The sequence below is a fragment of the Pseudodonghicola xiamenensis DSM 18339 genome (genome assembly GCF_000429365.1).
Lineage (GTDB): Bacteria > Pseudomonadota > Alphaproteobacteria > Rhodobacterales > Rhodobacteraceae > Pseudodonghicola > Pseudodonghicola xiamenensis.
In genome coordinates this window covers 114,759-127,286 of sequence record NZ_AUBS01000005.1, presented here as the reverse complement: position 1 = coordinate 127,286, position 12,528 = coordinate 114,759, and the positions used below count along the sequence as shown (strand labels likewise).

Here is a 12,528-nt window from a genome sequence, read left to right as displayed (position 1 = left end):
TGGTAGAGGATTAGGCGTCTGCCTGGGAGCGCAAGCTTCGGGCCATCAAAATGGCATCACTTGGCGCCAGATCTGGGCGCGGATAATAACCGCGTCTGAGCCCGACAGGATCGTAGCCGCAGCTTTCATAAAGCGACAGGGCCGCCGGGTTGTCAGCCGCGACCTCCAGAAATGCGCGGGCGGCGCCGCGCGCCGCTGCCTTGGCCTGCCACTGCGCCATAAGGGTGCGGGCACGGCCCTGGCGTTGGTAATCCGGGTGGGTGGCGATGGTCAAAAGCTCCGCCTCGTCGGCAATCACCCGGATCAGGGCGAAACAGCGGGCATCGCCACAGGCGAAGGTTCCGCTCATGGACAGGAGGTCGGCGAATTCCTCGGCGCGCCAGGGGCGGGACTGGGTGAAGGCGGCGGCATGGGTGGCTGCCATGTCCTCGGGCGTCATCAGTCCAGCAGCGCCGGCGGTGCGTCGCGCGCCGGTGCCGCGTCGGCGGGGCGCAGATAGAGCGGGCGGGGCAGCGGGGCGTCGCTGTCCAGACGCGTGGCTGCGACGCGGGCGATGGCCTCGGCCAGGGGCCAATGGGGCGGCAGGGCGCGACCGCCGGTCAGCGTCGCCAGCGCCTCGGCCTCGGCACCGGCGACGGCAAGGCCGCTGCCAAGCAGATCGGCGGGCAGCTCTCCGGGTGAAAGTGGGCCTAGCGGTGTCGCGCCGGGGGGCTGCAGATAGACAGCCCCACGCGGCGCCGCCACAGAGGCGATCGCCGGTTCGGTCAACCCGCAGACCAGCGCCTCGAAGGTCGAAACCCCGATCGCCGGAACCTTCAGCCCCAGGGCCAGCCCGCGCGCGGCGGCCACTGCGATGCGGATGCCGGTGAAGTTGCCGGGGCCTTCTCCTACCGCCAGCGCTGCCAGATCGTGCCAGCCGTGGCCGGACTCGGCTAGGAGCTCCTCCAGCAGCGGCAGCAACCGTTCGGCCTGACCGCGCCCCATCTCCTCGGTGCGGGAGGCAACCAGATCCTCGCCCGAGACGAGCGCGGCCGCGCAATGCGCGGCCGAGGTGTCGAAACCGAGGATCAAAGGGGGAGTGTTCATGACGTTGGGATCAGGCCGGTCTCGGGATCAGACCGAGACCGGGCGTACTTCGACCACTTCGGGAATATAGTGGCGCAACAGGTTTTCGATGCCCATCTTCAAGGTCAGCGTTGACGAGGGGCAGCCGGCGCAGGCGCCTTGCATGTGCAGATAGACCACGCCGCGATCGAAACCGTAGAAGGTGATATCGCCGCCGTCCTGGGCCACCGCCGGGCGCACCCGGCTGTCGAGCAGTTCCTTGATCTGGCCGACGATCTCCTCATCTTCGCCGCTGAATTCGGCATGGCCGGAAGCTGCGGCTTCCTCGCCTTCCATCACCGGGGCGCCGGATTGGTAATGTTCCATGATCGCGCCGAGGATCGCCGGTTTCACGTGATCCCATTCCACCGCGTCATCCTTGGTCACGGTGACGAAATCATTGCCGAAGAAGACGCCGGTCACGCCCTTCACGGCAAACACGCGGGTTGCCAGCGGCGACTTCTCAGCAGCTTCGGCCGAGGGGAAATCGGCAGTCCCGACCGCGAGCACGGTCTGGCCAGGCAGGAATTTCAACGTCGCCGGGTTCGGGGTCGATTCGGTCTGAATGAACATTTTTTGCACACCTTTCCTCGGTTGCAATCTATATGCGCTCCGGCCCTGATCGCGTCAAGCTTTGGAACGATTCTAAATGTGTGGCCTGGCGCCGCTCGTCGCGCCCGAGGGCGCTTCTCGCGGGAGGGGCGTCAGGTGATCGCTTCCAGCTTTTCCTTGCTCAGATCGCCGGGCACGATGGTGATCGGGATCGGCAGGCTGCCCGCGTTTTTCGACATTTGCGTAACCAGCGGCCCGGGTCCCTTGCGGCCGGTGCCGGCGCCCAGCACCAGAACACCGATGCTGGGGTCGCGCTTGATCTGTCCGATGATCTCGTCAACCGGCTGGCCCTCGCGGATCACCAGTTCGGGATCGACGTTCTGCTTGTCGCGCATCCATTTGGCGAAGACCTCGAAATGCGCATGAATGCGTTCCCGCGCCTCTTCGCGCATGACCGCGCCGACGCCGATCCAGTGATTGAACTCCTCGGGCGGGATCACCGACAGGATGGTGACCCCGGCACCGGTATGGGCGGCCCGCATCGCGGCGAACCGCATGGCGTTCAGGCATTCGCGGCTGTCGTCGAGCACGACGAGAAACTTGCGCATGTGGGGTTCTCCTTCCGGCGGATCATGCCGCAAGCCCCGGGGGCGGGCAAGTAGCTGCTGCCTGGTGCGACGGTCTCAGCGTGTCGAAGCCGCCCAGTCCCAGTAGAGTTCGCGCGCGCGGCGGGTGACCGGGCCGATCTGGTATTGCGTGTCGTCAAAGCCGGTCACCGGGGTCACCTTGGTCAGGTTGCCCGACAGGAAGACTTCGTCGGCGGCATGGAAATCCTCGAAGCTCAGCACCGCCTCATGCACGGTGAAACCGTCGGCGCGCAGATTCTTGATATGGCGCGCCCGGGTGATGCCCGACAGGAAAGTGCCATTGGCGATAGGGGTGAAGACCTCTCCATCCTTGACCATGAAGACGTTGGCAGTGGCGCTTTCGGCGACATTGCCCATCGCGTCAGACACCAGCGCGTTGGAAAACCCCTTCGATCGCGCTTCGGCCAGCATGCGGGCATTGTTGGGGTACAGACAACCGGCCTTGGCGTTGCAGACCGCGTTTTCCAGCACAGGGCGGCGGAACCGGGTGCGGGTCAGCGTGGCGCCGGCATCTGCGGGCGGCATCGGGATTTCTTCCAGGCTGATGGCAAAGCCGGTCTGGTCGGGGCTGGGGATGATGGCAGAAGGATCGCCGTCGATGCCCCAGTACATCGGACGGATGTAGACAGCGGCATCGGGTCCATAGGCCTTGAGCCCCTCCTCGACGATCTCGACCATCTCGGCATCGCCGACCGTCGGGGTCAGCATCAGCGCCTTGGCCGAACGGTTGATGCGGGCGCAATGCAGGTCGAGATCCGGGGTCATGCCGTTGAACAGACGCGCCCCGTCGAAGACGGTCGAGCCGAGCCAGGCGCCATGATCGGCCGCCTGCATCACCGGGACGTCGCCGTCATGCCAGGTGCCGTTGAAATAGGTGCGGATGTTGGTGCCGGTCGCCATATGCGTTCTTCCTCGGATCGGGCCATTCAGTTGGCGCGACCCTAGGCAGAAGGCGCGGCAAGGTCCAGTCCCGCAGATGTCGCGGCAGGAGGGGACGGCGGCCCGCCGGAGCAGGCCGCCGATTGGATCAGAGCTCGACCGGGCCGACCATGCCGACGATCTCGTAAGTCTTCTTCAGGATCGGCGCGGTGATCTCGCGGGCACGTTCGGCGCCACGGGTAAGGATGCGGTCGATCTCGTCCTGGTTGTCCATCAGTCGTGACATCTCGGTCGAGACCGGAGACAGTTGTGCCACCGCCAGATCGGCCAGCGCCGGCTTGAATTCCGAGAACGGGCGGCCACCGAAATCGGCCAGCACCTGATCGACCGTCTGATTGTTCAGCGCCGCGAAGATATTGACCAGATTGCGCGCCTCGGGCCGGTCCTCGAGCCCCTTGGCCTCGGAGGGTAGCGGCTCGGGGTCGGTCTTGGCCTTGCGGATCTTCTTGGCGATGGTGTCGGCATCGTCGGTCAGGTTGATCCGGCTGGCATCCGAAGGATCGGATTTCGACATCTTCTTGGATCCGTCGCGCAGGCTCATCACCCTTGTGGCGGCGCCTTCGATCACCGGTTCGGTCAGCGGGAAGAAATCGACGCCATAATCATGGTTGAACTTGGTGGCGATGTCGCGGGTCAGCTCAAGATGCTGTTTCTGATCCTCGCCCACCGGCACATGGGTGGCGTGATAGACCAGGATGTCCGCCGCCATCAGCGACGGATAGGCGAACAGCCCCAGCGAAGCCGCTTCGGCGTTCTTGCCGGCGGTCTTGTCCTTCCACTGGGTCATGCGGCCCATCCAGCCCATGCGGGCGACACAGTTGAACACCCAGGCCAGCTGCGCATGCTCGGGCACCTGGGACTGGTTGATCAGGATGGATTTCTCGGGGTCGATGCCGCTGGCGATGAAGCCGGCGCAAAGCTCGCGCGTCGCGCGGCGCAGATCTGCGGGGTCTTGCCAGACGGTGATCGCATGCAGATCGACCATGCAATAGATGGTCTCCGTGCCGCGCTCTTGCCAATCGGCAAAGCGCTTCAATGCGCCAAGGTAATTACCAAGGTGCAGGTTGCCCGAAGGCTGGATGCCGGAAAACACGCGGGGCGTGAAACTGGTCTCGATCATGTGAGACAACTCCCGTCTGGTAAAAAGACCCTGTGTCGCTTACCCATGCGCCCAGGTGGCGTCAACAGCCGCCAGCGTGTCGGCGTGCAGGGCCGGCATGATCGACAGGCAGGACAGAGAAGCCAGGGAGCCGCGCAATGCAGCCGAACGAAAGACATCCCGCAGTCAATCCGTTGCCGCCGGTGGTGGTGGCGCTGTTTCTGGTGATCATGGGAATCGAAATGACCTTCTGGCTCGGCTCGCAGGGGGTGATCGGTGGGCCCGCCGCGATCGGCTGGCGGCTGGAGGCGATCCAGCGCTATGCCTTTTCCGCGCAGATTCTCGACTGGATGATCGAAAGCGGTCATTGGCCGGTGCAGCATCTGCTGCGCTTCGTCTCTTATGCCTTCGTGCATGTGACCTTCACCCAGGCGCTGTTCGTCGGCGTTTTCGTGCTGGCCATGGGCAAGATGGTGGCCGAAATCTTCGGCAGCCTGGCACTGGTGGCGCTCTATGTGGTCTCGGCTGCCGGCGGGGCGTTGATCTACGGGCTGATCCTGCCCGATCCGCTGCCGCTGGTGGGCGGTTTCCCGGCGGTCTACGGGCTGATCGGCGCCTTCACCTATATCCTGTGGCGCCGGCTGGGCGCGGTGGGGGCCAACCAGACACGGGCATTTTCGCTGATCGCGACGCTGTTGGGGATCCAGCTTCTGTTCGGCCTGATCTTCGGAGGCAATTTCGACTGGGTAGCCGATCTGGGCGGTTTTCTGACCGGCTTCGTGCTGTCTTTCTTCGTCGCCCCTGGCGGCTGGGCCCGGTTCCGGAGCAAGATCCGGCACGATTGATCCCGGTTCAGCCGGGATCGGCCCGATGGTGGCGCCCCCCCCGATCCCCGGCGGGGCTGGAGGCGCCAAGCGTTCAGGTGATCACTTTTTCATCGGGCAGGTGTTCAGCCCGAAGATCTGATACAGCGGGCAATAGCCCAGCACCCCGGTGAGCAGCGGGATCAGTCCGATCAGCCCCCACATGGTCTTGGGGCCGACGAAGACCAGTGCCAGCAGGATCAGACCGACAATGATGCGGATGGCACGGTCGAGTGTACCTTCGTTGCGCGGCATGACGTTCTCCTTCAATGAGACTCAGCGTTTCATGCGCAATGATAGACCCGTTTTTTGCCGGCGTCTCGGATACCGTGCCGACGCGGCCATCAGCCGCGCCGGCGCCTGAGTGCCCCGGCAAATTCGGCCAGCCGGACGCCACCGATCACCTGTGCGGTGCCGAAATAGACCACGATCCCCAACCCGATCAGCCCAGCTAGCGCCAGATAGCGCAGGCCGCCGGTCTGCAGGGCATCTGCCAGCAGCCGCGCCGCGGCCCAGAGCGCGGCCCCCATGACCCCGGCCGCCAGACAAATGCGCCAGATGCGGGCGCGGAAACGGTCGTCGAAACGGGCGACATCGCCGAAGCGGCGACCGCCGATTGCCAACAGGATGACCATCGCCCAGCCGGCCGCCGTGGTGGCGATCGCGGGGGCGATCCAGCCGAAGACCGGGGCGAGCCCGATGGCCGCCGCCGCGTTCAGCACCATCGCCACGATCGCATAGCGGAACGGCGTCGTTGTGTCCTCGCGGGCGAAAAACAGTGGTTGCAGGATTTTCTGCAGCACGAAGGCGGGCAGGCCCAGCCCGTAGATCGCCACCGCCAGCGCGATGGCGCGGCTGTCATCGGCCGTCATTTCGCCGCGCTGGAACAGCACTGACACCAGCGGCAGCGGGATCGCCACCAGCGCCACCGCCGAGGGAATGGTCAGGGCCAGAGACACCTCGCCCGCACGGGAAAACGCATGGCGGGCGCCGGTGTGATCCTCGGCCGACAGGCGCCGCGACAGATCCGGCAAGAGAACCACGCCGATGGCGATGCCCACCACGCCCAGTGGCAGTTGATAAAGCCGGTCGGCGGCATAGAGCCAGCCTACCGCGTGCTGGAAATAGCTGGCCACCTGTTGGCCCACCAGCAGGTTCACCTGCACCACCCCTCCGGCCAGCGCCGCGGGAATGGCGATCTTGACCAGCCGGGCCAGCTCCGGCGTCCAGCGCGGTCGCTTGAACCGCAGGGCAAAACCGGCGCGGGCGGCGGCGATCCAGACCAGGGCGAGTTGCGCTGCGCCCGAAACCGGGATCATCCAGATCAGCGCCCGGGCGACGTCGCCGCCGACCAGATGCGCCACCGCCATGCCTGCGACCAGAAAGATATTCAGTACCACCGGGGCGGCGGCGGCGGCGGCAAAGCGCCCGGTGGCGTTCAGGATGCCGGAAAACAGCGCCGCCAGCGAGATGAACAGCACATAGGGAAAGGCGATCCGCCCGAATTCCACCGACAGCGCGAATTGCTCCTGTCCAGTGAACCCGGAGGCGGTGGCAAAGATCAGCCAGGGCATTGCCACCTGGGCGATCAGTGTCAGCACGATCAGTACCGAGGCCAGGCCGCTCAGCGCATCCTCGGCAAAGGCGCGCGGGTCTTCCTCGCGTTCGAACTTCTTCGAGAACATCGGCACGAAGGCCATGTTAAAGGCGCCCTCGGCGAAGAAGCGGCGGAACATGTTGGGCAGCCGGAAGGCGACCACATAGGCCTCGTAGAGCGGACCGGGCCCGACCAGAGCCAGGATCATCGCATCGCGGACAAAACCCAGGACGCGGCTGCCCAGGGTCCAGATGCCGACGGTGAAAAAGCCGGCCATCAGGCGGATCGGTTTCATGGAGCCCTCATCCTCGGCGCGGCATCTTGGCGCCGCTGTCTTCTGCTGTGTCGCAGCTTTATCCGTGGCGATGTGCCGGGGGAAGGGGGCGCATCAGCCGTCGGCGCGTTCCGCCCCCTCGATGATCGCCTGCCTGAGCTTGGCCTCAAGCGACTTCTGCTTCGATTGCGAGTGATATTTCAGCCCGAACATGTCCTTGACATAAAAGCTGTCCACCACCTGCTCGCCATAGGTGGCGATCACCGCATTGGCGACATAGACGTTGGCCGAGGCCAGCGCACGGGCCAGATCGAAAAGCAGCCCCGGACGGTCGCGGGTCTCGACCTCGATGATCGTGTAGATGTCCGACCCTTCGTTGTCGAAAGTGACATGGGTGGGCACGTTGAAGGCCTTTTCCCGCTTCTTGATCTTGTCGCGGGACTTCAGCGCATCGGCTGTCAGAACCTCGCCCTTCAGGGTCTTGTGGATCATCTGGCTCAGCCTGGGCAGTCGGCTTACCTCATAGGGGCGCCCTTCCACATCCTGGATCCAGAAGGCATCGGTGATATAACCGTCCTTGGTGGTGTAGCTGCGCGCATCCACCACATTGGCCCCGACCAGCGCCAGCGCGCCGGCGATGCGGGCGAAGATCCCCGGGTGGTCGCCCATGACAAAGCTGGCCCGGGTGGCATCGCGGTCTTCATCCGGATACAGCCGGATCACGATCTCGGCGGGATCGCCCTTGCTCTCCAACTCGTGCAGCATTTCGGCGAAATCCACATGGGCAGAGACATGCAGCCCCTGCCAATAGGGGGCATAATGGCGCGCGGTTTCAGCCTTGAGTTGTGCCTTGGGCCAGTCGGGAAGGGCGGCGCGCAGGGCGCGCTTGGCCTCGGCGCCACGGTTTTCGCGGGTCAATGCCTCCATGCCGCCTTGCAGCGCATGGCTGGTCTGATTGTGCAGCGTCCGGATCAGCGCCGCCTTCCAGTTGTTCCAGGTCGAGGGGCCGACGCCGCGGATGTCGCAGACGGTGAGCACGGTCAGAAGCTCCAGCCGCTTGACCGTCTGCACCGCCTTAGCGAAATCACGCACTGTGCGCGGGTCCGAGATATCGCGCTTCTGTGCCAGGTCGGACATCAGCAGGTGATAGCGCACCAACCATTCGACGGTTTCGGATTCCGATTTGTTCAGCCCCAGCCGTGGCGCCACCTGACGAGCGATCTTGGCGCCGAGGATCGAATGATCCTCGGGCCGGCCCTTGGCGATATCGTGCAGCAGCAGGGCCACGTAGAGGATGCGCCGGTTCACCCCGCGCTTGAGGATGGTGGTCGAGGTCGGCAGCGCATCCTGCAACTCGCCCTTCTCCAGTTTGGCGAGCTGGGCAATGCATTGGATGATATGTTCGTCGACGGTGTAGCTGTGATACATGTTGAACTGCATCATCGCCACGATGGGTTCGAATTCCGGGATGAAGGCGGCCAGCACCCCCAACTCGTTCATTCGCCGTAGCGCCCGTTCCGGATTGCCATGCTTCAGCAGCAGATCCAGAAAGATACGTTGCGCTTCCTTGTTGTTGCGCATCTCGTCGTCGATCAGATCGAGATTCGCCGTCACCAGCCGCATCGCGTCGGGGTGGATCAGCATGCCGGTGCGCAGCCCTTCCTCGAACAGGCGCAGCAGGTTCAACTTGTCCGACAGAAAGGCCGTGGGATCGACGATGGCGAGCCGATTGTTGATCACCTTGTAGCCGGCCCGCACTTTCGGGCGGCGCCGGAAGATGCGTTCCAGCAGCGGTTCGCTTTTCAGGTGGATCGCTTCCAGTTTGGTCAGGAAAATCCGGGTCAGATCGCCCACCGCGGTGGCTTCGCGGAAATAGCGCTGCATGAAGATTTCCACGCCGCGCCGGCCGGCGCGGTCGCGATAGCCCATGCGCTCTGCCACCTCGACCTGCAGATCGAAGGTAAGCTGCTCGGTCGCGCGTCCGGTCAGCAGGTGCATATGCGATCGCACCGCCCAGAGGAAATCCTCTGCCTGCACGAAGCGGGCGAATTCATCGGGGCGGAACACGCCAAGAGGCACCAGTTCGGCCGCGTCCTCGACCCCGTGGATATACTTGGCGATCCAGAACAGCGATTGCAGGTCACGCAACCCGCCCTTGCCCTCTTTCACGTTGGGCTCCACCACATAGCGTTCGCCCTGCTTGCGGTGGCGCGCCTCGCGTTCGGACAATTTCGCCTCGATGAAAGCACGGGCGCCATCCGAGAACAGTTCCTGTTTGAGGGTCTTGCTGAACTCTGTCGCCAGGCTTTCGTCGCCGTCCAGGAACCGATGCTCCAGCAGCGCCGTGCGGATGGTGAAGTCGTCATGCCCCAGCCTGACGCAATCGCGGATGGTCCGGCTGGCGTGGCCGACCTTCAGCTTCAGATCCCACAGCATGTAGAGCATTGCCTCGATCACATTTTCCGCCCAGGAGGTGATCTTGTGAGGCGTGAGGAACAGCAGGTCGACGTCGGAGTAGGGCGCCATTTCGCCCCGACCATAGCCGCCGACGGCGATCACCGCGATAGGTTCTGCCGATCGCGGCGTGGCGCTGGGGTGCAGATAGGTGATCGCGACATAGAGTGCGGTGGTGACCAGGCCGTCGGTCAGAAAGGTATAGGAGCGGGTCAGTGGGCGCGCGGCGAAGGGATGGGCGACGAAGGCCGCCGCAATCGCCGCGCGACCCTGATCCTTGGCTGCGCGCAGGATAGAAAGCGCCTCGGCTCTCACTGCGGCGGTGTCTTGCGCGTCGCGGGCAGCGGCGTCGATGCGGGCCCGAACTGCGTTCAGGTCGAAGACGGCCTGCGGATCGCAGATCAGCAGGCCGTTCGGGTCTGGTGCAGGCAGGGCGGGAGAGGCCGGTTCAGAAACCGGCGCCAGAGAAGCTTGCGGGAGCCGGGTCAATCACAACCACCTGTTTGTTCTGGATCGTGGCCACGGCAAGACCACGTTCGTTGGTGCCGTCCGGGCGCAGGCGGAAGATGCCGCCGACGCCCTTGAAACCGGCGTTCTGGGTCAGCGCCGCACCGGTCAGCGCGTTCGACTTGCCGGCGCCGACAAGGGCGCCGATCGCGGCGATACCGTCATAAGCCAGCCCGCCGATAGGATGGGGAAGTCCGCCGTATGTCATCGCATAGCGGCTGCGGAATTGATCCGACAGCACCGGGTCGGGCATGGCGAACCAGCCGCCTTGCACGCCGGGCAACTCCAGTGTCTGGGCCGGGATGTCCCAACGGGTCAGGCCGATGTATTGCACCGTCGCGGGCGAAACCCCGGCCTCGGGCAGAAGCTGCGAGAACAGAGGCAGCGCGCCCGCCGTGGTCGCGGTCAGGAAGATCGCATCGGCGCCGCTGGTGGTGACGGTCTCGCGGATGGTGGGGATCGAGGCGATCACCCCCTGTTGAGACAGCTGGTGGCTGACGCTGCCGGCATCGCGCAGGCCGGCCTGCGCCAGGGCCTGCTGGATTGCATCGCGGCCAAGCTGTCCCGCGACATCGGTGGAATGGACGATGACCACGTTGCTCTTGCCGTGGCGGGCAGCATAGGTCGACAGCCGCTTGGCGGTGTTCAGGAAGGTCGGCCCCAGCACGAAGACATTGCCGCCGGCGATCGAGGCATTGTTGGAAAAGGACAGCACGTTGATCTGGCGCGACGCCACGGCCAGCCCGGCGGCATTCGCGGCCTCGGCATAGACCGGTCCGAGGATGATCTGGGCGCCGTCATTCACGGCCTGCGTGGCCACGGAGGCCGCGGTGGCGGCATTGCCCTTGGTGTCGTAAACCCGCAGGTCGATTTGCACGTTCTGCAGATCGGCGATCGCCAGACGGGCCGCGTTTTCAAGGCTCTGCGCCAGGATGGCGTCGCCACTTTGTCCCGATCCCTTGGGAACCAGAAGCGCCACCGGCACCGGTTTGCTGGTGTTGATGGTCGGGCCGAGAGAGTCGATCATGGACGTATCGCAGGCGGCGACCAGCACCAATGCGGCAAGGGCAAGGAACCTCGTGGCGACAATCCTTGTCACTGCCTTGCGGGCGGTGGCGAAACGGGCAAACATGTCCTAATGAACTCCTGAATCCGGCAGCGGCGGGACCGCATGTAAATCAGTTCCGGATAATAGACGTCAGAAAGGTCGGGTCCAGCGTTGAATCACCAAAAGGTCAGTTTGGCCCCCGGGCTCTATTTCCTCGCCACCCCGATCGGAACGGCGCGCGACATCACGCTCAGGGCGCTTGATATCCTCGCCTCGGCGGATGTCATCGCGGCCGAGGACACCCGCAGCCTGCGCCGGCTGATGGAGATCCATGGCGTGCCGCTGGAGGGGCGGCGCATCTTCGCCTATCACGATCACAGCGGCCCGGCGGCCCGCGCGCATCTGATCGAGGCGCTGCGAGAGGGGCATTCGGTCGCCTATGCCTCCGAGGCCGGCATGCCGCTGATCGCCGATCCGGGCTATGATCTCGGGCGTGCGGCAGCCGAGGCGGGCTTTGCCGTGACGGTGGCGCCGGGGCCATCGGCCGCACTGGCGGCACTGACGCTGGCCGGCCTGCCCACCGATGCGTTCTTCTTTGCGGGTTTCCTGCCCAACGCCAAGGGCGCGCGCCGGACCCGGCTGGAGGCGCTGCGGGACATTCCCGGAACGCTGATCTTTTACGAATCGCCGAAACGGATCGAGGCAAGCCTTGCCGATATCGCCGAGGTGCTGGGGGAGGAACGCTCCGCCGCAGTCTGCCGTGAACTGACCAAGAAATTCGAGGAAATCCGCCGCGGCTCCCTGGCCGAACTGGCTGAGGGCGCCCGCTCGGACCCGCCGCGGGGCGAGATCGTCATCCTGGTGGACCGCAGCCATTCAGAGCCCGTTAACGCTTCTGACATAGAGTCGGACCTGCGTGCCGCGCTGCAGGACCACAGCGTGCGGGATGCTGCTGATCTGGTGGCCAGGATGCACGGGCAGAAGCGGCGTGAAGTGTACCAATTGGCGTTACAATTGTCGAAAGGGTAAGGGGATGGCGGGCTTCGGGACAAGGCGGATGGCGAATCGGCGTGACCGGGGCCTGCGGGCGTATCTGGCCGGAGAGGCTGCCGAGGCGCGTATCGCCCAGGATTACGAACGCCGCGGCTTTACCATCGCCCGCCGGCGCTGGCGCGGTGAGGGCGGTGAGATCGACCTGATCGCGCGCTTGGGGGATGCGGTGATTTTCATCGAAGTGAAATCGGCCCGCGATTTCGCCACGGCGGCCGGCTATCTCGGGACGCGACAGATGGCGCGTTTGTATGATGCGGCGAATGAATTCCTTGGCAATGAACCCGCCGGTCTGTTGACCGAGGCGCGGTTTGATGTGGCGCTGGTGGACGGGCAAGGCGCCTTTGAGATCGTCGAAAACGCCTTTACGGCCTGAACCTGATTGATCCCCATT

Annotated in this window: 13 protein-coding genes; 3 read left to right on the top strand and 10 right to left on the bottom strand. The window is 64.8% G+C overall.

Annotation, left to right across the window (positions count from 1 at the left end; translation table 11 throughout):
* Positions 1-10 precede the first annotated feature (10 nt).
* From G455_RS0108140 to trpS, 6 genes are all read right to left on the bottom strand, one after another.
* Positions 11-439 carry a GNAT family N-acetyltransferase gene (locus G455_RS0108140; RefSeq protein WP_028093245.1) on the bottom strand — a complete coding sequence of 143 codons (429 nt, stop codon included), beginning with the start codon at positions 437-439 and terminating at the stop codon, positions 11-13.
* Entirely contained in the window at positions 439-1,086 is a 648-nt protein-coding gene (gene tsaB, locus G455_RS0108135) for a tRNA (adenosine(37)-N6)-threonylcarbamoyltransferase complex dimerization subunit type 1 TsaB (protein WP_028093244.1), read from the bottom strand. Before tsaB ends, G455_RS0108140 begins: the two co-directional genes overlap by 1 nt.
* A gap of 27 nt (positions 1,087-1,113) precedes the next feature.
* Positions 1,114-1,677 carry a NifU family protein gene (locus G455_RS0108130; protein WP_028093243.1) on the bottom strand — a complete coding sequence of 188 codons (564 nt, stop codon included), beginning with the start codon at positions 1,675-1,677 and terminating at the stop codon, positions 1,114-1,116.
* A gap of 131 nt (positions 1,678-1,808) precedes the next feature.
* Positions 1,809-2,264 (bottom strand): universal stress protein, encoded by a 456-nt coding sequence (locus G455_RS0108125; protein ID WP_028093242.1) that lies wholly within the window; start codon positions 2,262-2,264, stop codon positions 1,809-1,811.
* Positions 2,265-2,339: 75 nt separating this feature from the next.
* Positions 2,340-3,203: a branched-chain amino acid aminotransferase gene (locus G455_RS0108120; protein ID WP_028093241.1), complete on the bottom strand. Its 864-nt coding sequence runs from the start codon at positions 3,201-3,203 to the stop codon at positions 2,340-2,342.
* Between the two features lie 127 nt (positions 3,204-3,330).
* The gene (gene trpS / locus G455_RS0108115) at positions 3,331-4,362 is read right to left on the bottom strand and encodes a tryptophan--tRNA ligase (protein WP_028093240.1); all 1,032 of its coding nucleotides are present in this window, start codon (positions 4,360-4,362) and stop codon (positions 3,331-3,333) included.
* 137 nt (positions 4,363-4,499) lie between these two features.
* Here trpS and G455_RS0108105 point away from each other — a divergent pair, with 137 nt between their 5' ends.
* On the top strand, positions 4,500-5,186 hold the full coding sequence (locus G455_RS0108105; protein WP_028093239.1) for a rhomboid family intramembrane serine protease: 687 nt from the start codon (positions 4,500-4,502) through the stop codon (positions 5,184-5,186).
* Between the two features lie 81 nt (positions 5,187-5,267).
* Here G455_RS0108105 and G455_RS0108100 read toward each other — a convergent pair whose 3' ends face one another.
* From G455_RS0108100 to G455_RS0108085, 4 genes are all read right to left on the bottom strand, one after another.
* Positions 5,268-5,459, bottom strand: a complete 192-nt coding sequence (locus G455_RS0108100; RefSeq protein WP_028093238.1) for a YgaP family membrane protein — start codon at positions 5,457-5,459, stop codon at positions 5,268-5,270.
* 89 nt (positions 5,460-5,548) lie between these two features.
* Positions 5,549-7,096, bottom strand: a complete 1,548-nt coding sequence (gene murJ, locus G455_RS0108095; protein ID WP_028093237.1) for a murein biosynthesis integral membrane protein MurJ — start codon at positions 7,094-7,096, stop codon at positions 5,549-5,551.
* A gap of 93 nt (positions 7,097-7,189) precedes the next feature.
* On the bottom strand, positions 7,190-10,018 hold the full coding sequence (locus tag G455_RS0108090; protein ID WP_028093236.1) for a [protein-PII] uridylyltransferase: 2,829 nt from the start codon (positions 10,016-10,018) through the stop codon (positions 7,190-7,192).
* Complete coding sequence (locus G455_RS0108085) at positions 9,978-11,168, bottom strand: penicillin-binding protein activator (protein WP_028093235.1); 1,191 nt, start codon at positions 11,166-11,168, stop codon at positions 9,978-9,980. The genes G455_RS0108090 and G455_RS0108085 overlap by 41 nt, the downstream gene beginning before the upstream one ends.
* A gap of 87 nt (positions 11,169-11,255) precedes the next feature.
* Between G455_RS0108085 and rsmI the strand changes: the two genes are divergently transcribed.
* A complete protein-coding gene (gene rsmI / locus G455_RS0108080; RefSeq protein WP_028093234.1) occupies positions 11,256-12,113 on the top strand; it encodes a 16S rRNA (cytidine(1402)-2'-O)-methyltransferase in 858 nt (285 codons plus the stop codon).
* A 28-nt stretch (positions 12,114-12,141) separates the two neighbouring features.
* Entirely contained in the window at positions 12,142-12,510 is a 369-nt protein-coding gene (locus tag G455_RS0108075) for a YraN family protein (RefSeq protein WP_028093233.1), read from the top strand.
* The last annotated feature ends 18 nt before the right edge of the window (positions 12,511-12,528 follow it).

What these genes read in the sequence shown, in the direction of transcription:
- G455_RS0108130 (WP_028093243.1), bottom strand. Translation starts at nt 1,677, where the DNA reads ATGTTCATTCAGACCGAATCGACCCCGAACCCGGCGACGTTGAAATTC.
- G455_RS0108085 (WP_028093235.1), bottom strand. Translation starts at nt 11,168, where the DNA reads ATGTTTGCCCGTTTCGCCACCGCCCGCAAGGCAGTGACAAGGATTGTC.
- trpS (WP_028093240.1), bottom strand. Translation starts at nt 4,362, where the DNA reads ATGATCGAGACCAGTTTCACGCCCCGCGTGTTTTCCGGCATCCAGCCT.
- murJ (WP_028093237.1), bottom strand. Translation starts at nt 7,096, where the DNA reads ATGAAACCGATCCGCCTGATGGCCGGCTTTTTCACCGTCGGCATCTGG.
- G455_RS0108100 (WP_028093238.1), bottom strand. Translation starts at nt 5,459, where the DNA reads ATGCCGCGCAACGAAGGTACACTCGACCGTGCCATCCGCATCATTGTC.
- G455_RS0108075 (WP_028093233.1), top strand. Translation starts at nt 12,142, where the DNA reads ATGGCGAATCGGCGTGACCGGGGCCTGCGGGCGTATCTGGCCGGAGAG.
- G455_RS0108125 (WP_028093242.1), bottom strand. Translation starts at nt 2,264, where the DNA reads ATGCGCAAGTTTCTCGTCGTGCTCGACGACAGCCGCGAATGCCTGAAC.
- G455_RS0108140 (WP_028093245.1), bottom strand. Translation starts at nt 439, where the DNA reads ATGACGCCCGAGGACATGGCAGCCACCCATGCCGCCGCCTTCACCCAG.
- G455_RS0108120 (WP_028093241.1), bottom strand. Translation starts at nt 3,203, where the DNA reads ATGGCGACCGGCACCAACATCCGCACCTATTTCAACGGCACCTGGCAT.
- tsaB (WP_028093244.1), bottom strand. Translation starts at nt 1,086, where the DNA reads ATGAACACTCCCCCTTTGATCCTCGGTTTCGACACCTCGGCCGCGCAT.
- G455_RS0108105 (WP_028093239.1), top strand. Translation starts at nt 4,500, where the DNA reads ATGCAGCCGAACGAAAGACATCCCGCAGTCAATCCGTTGCCGCCGGTG.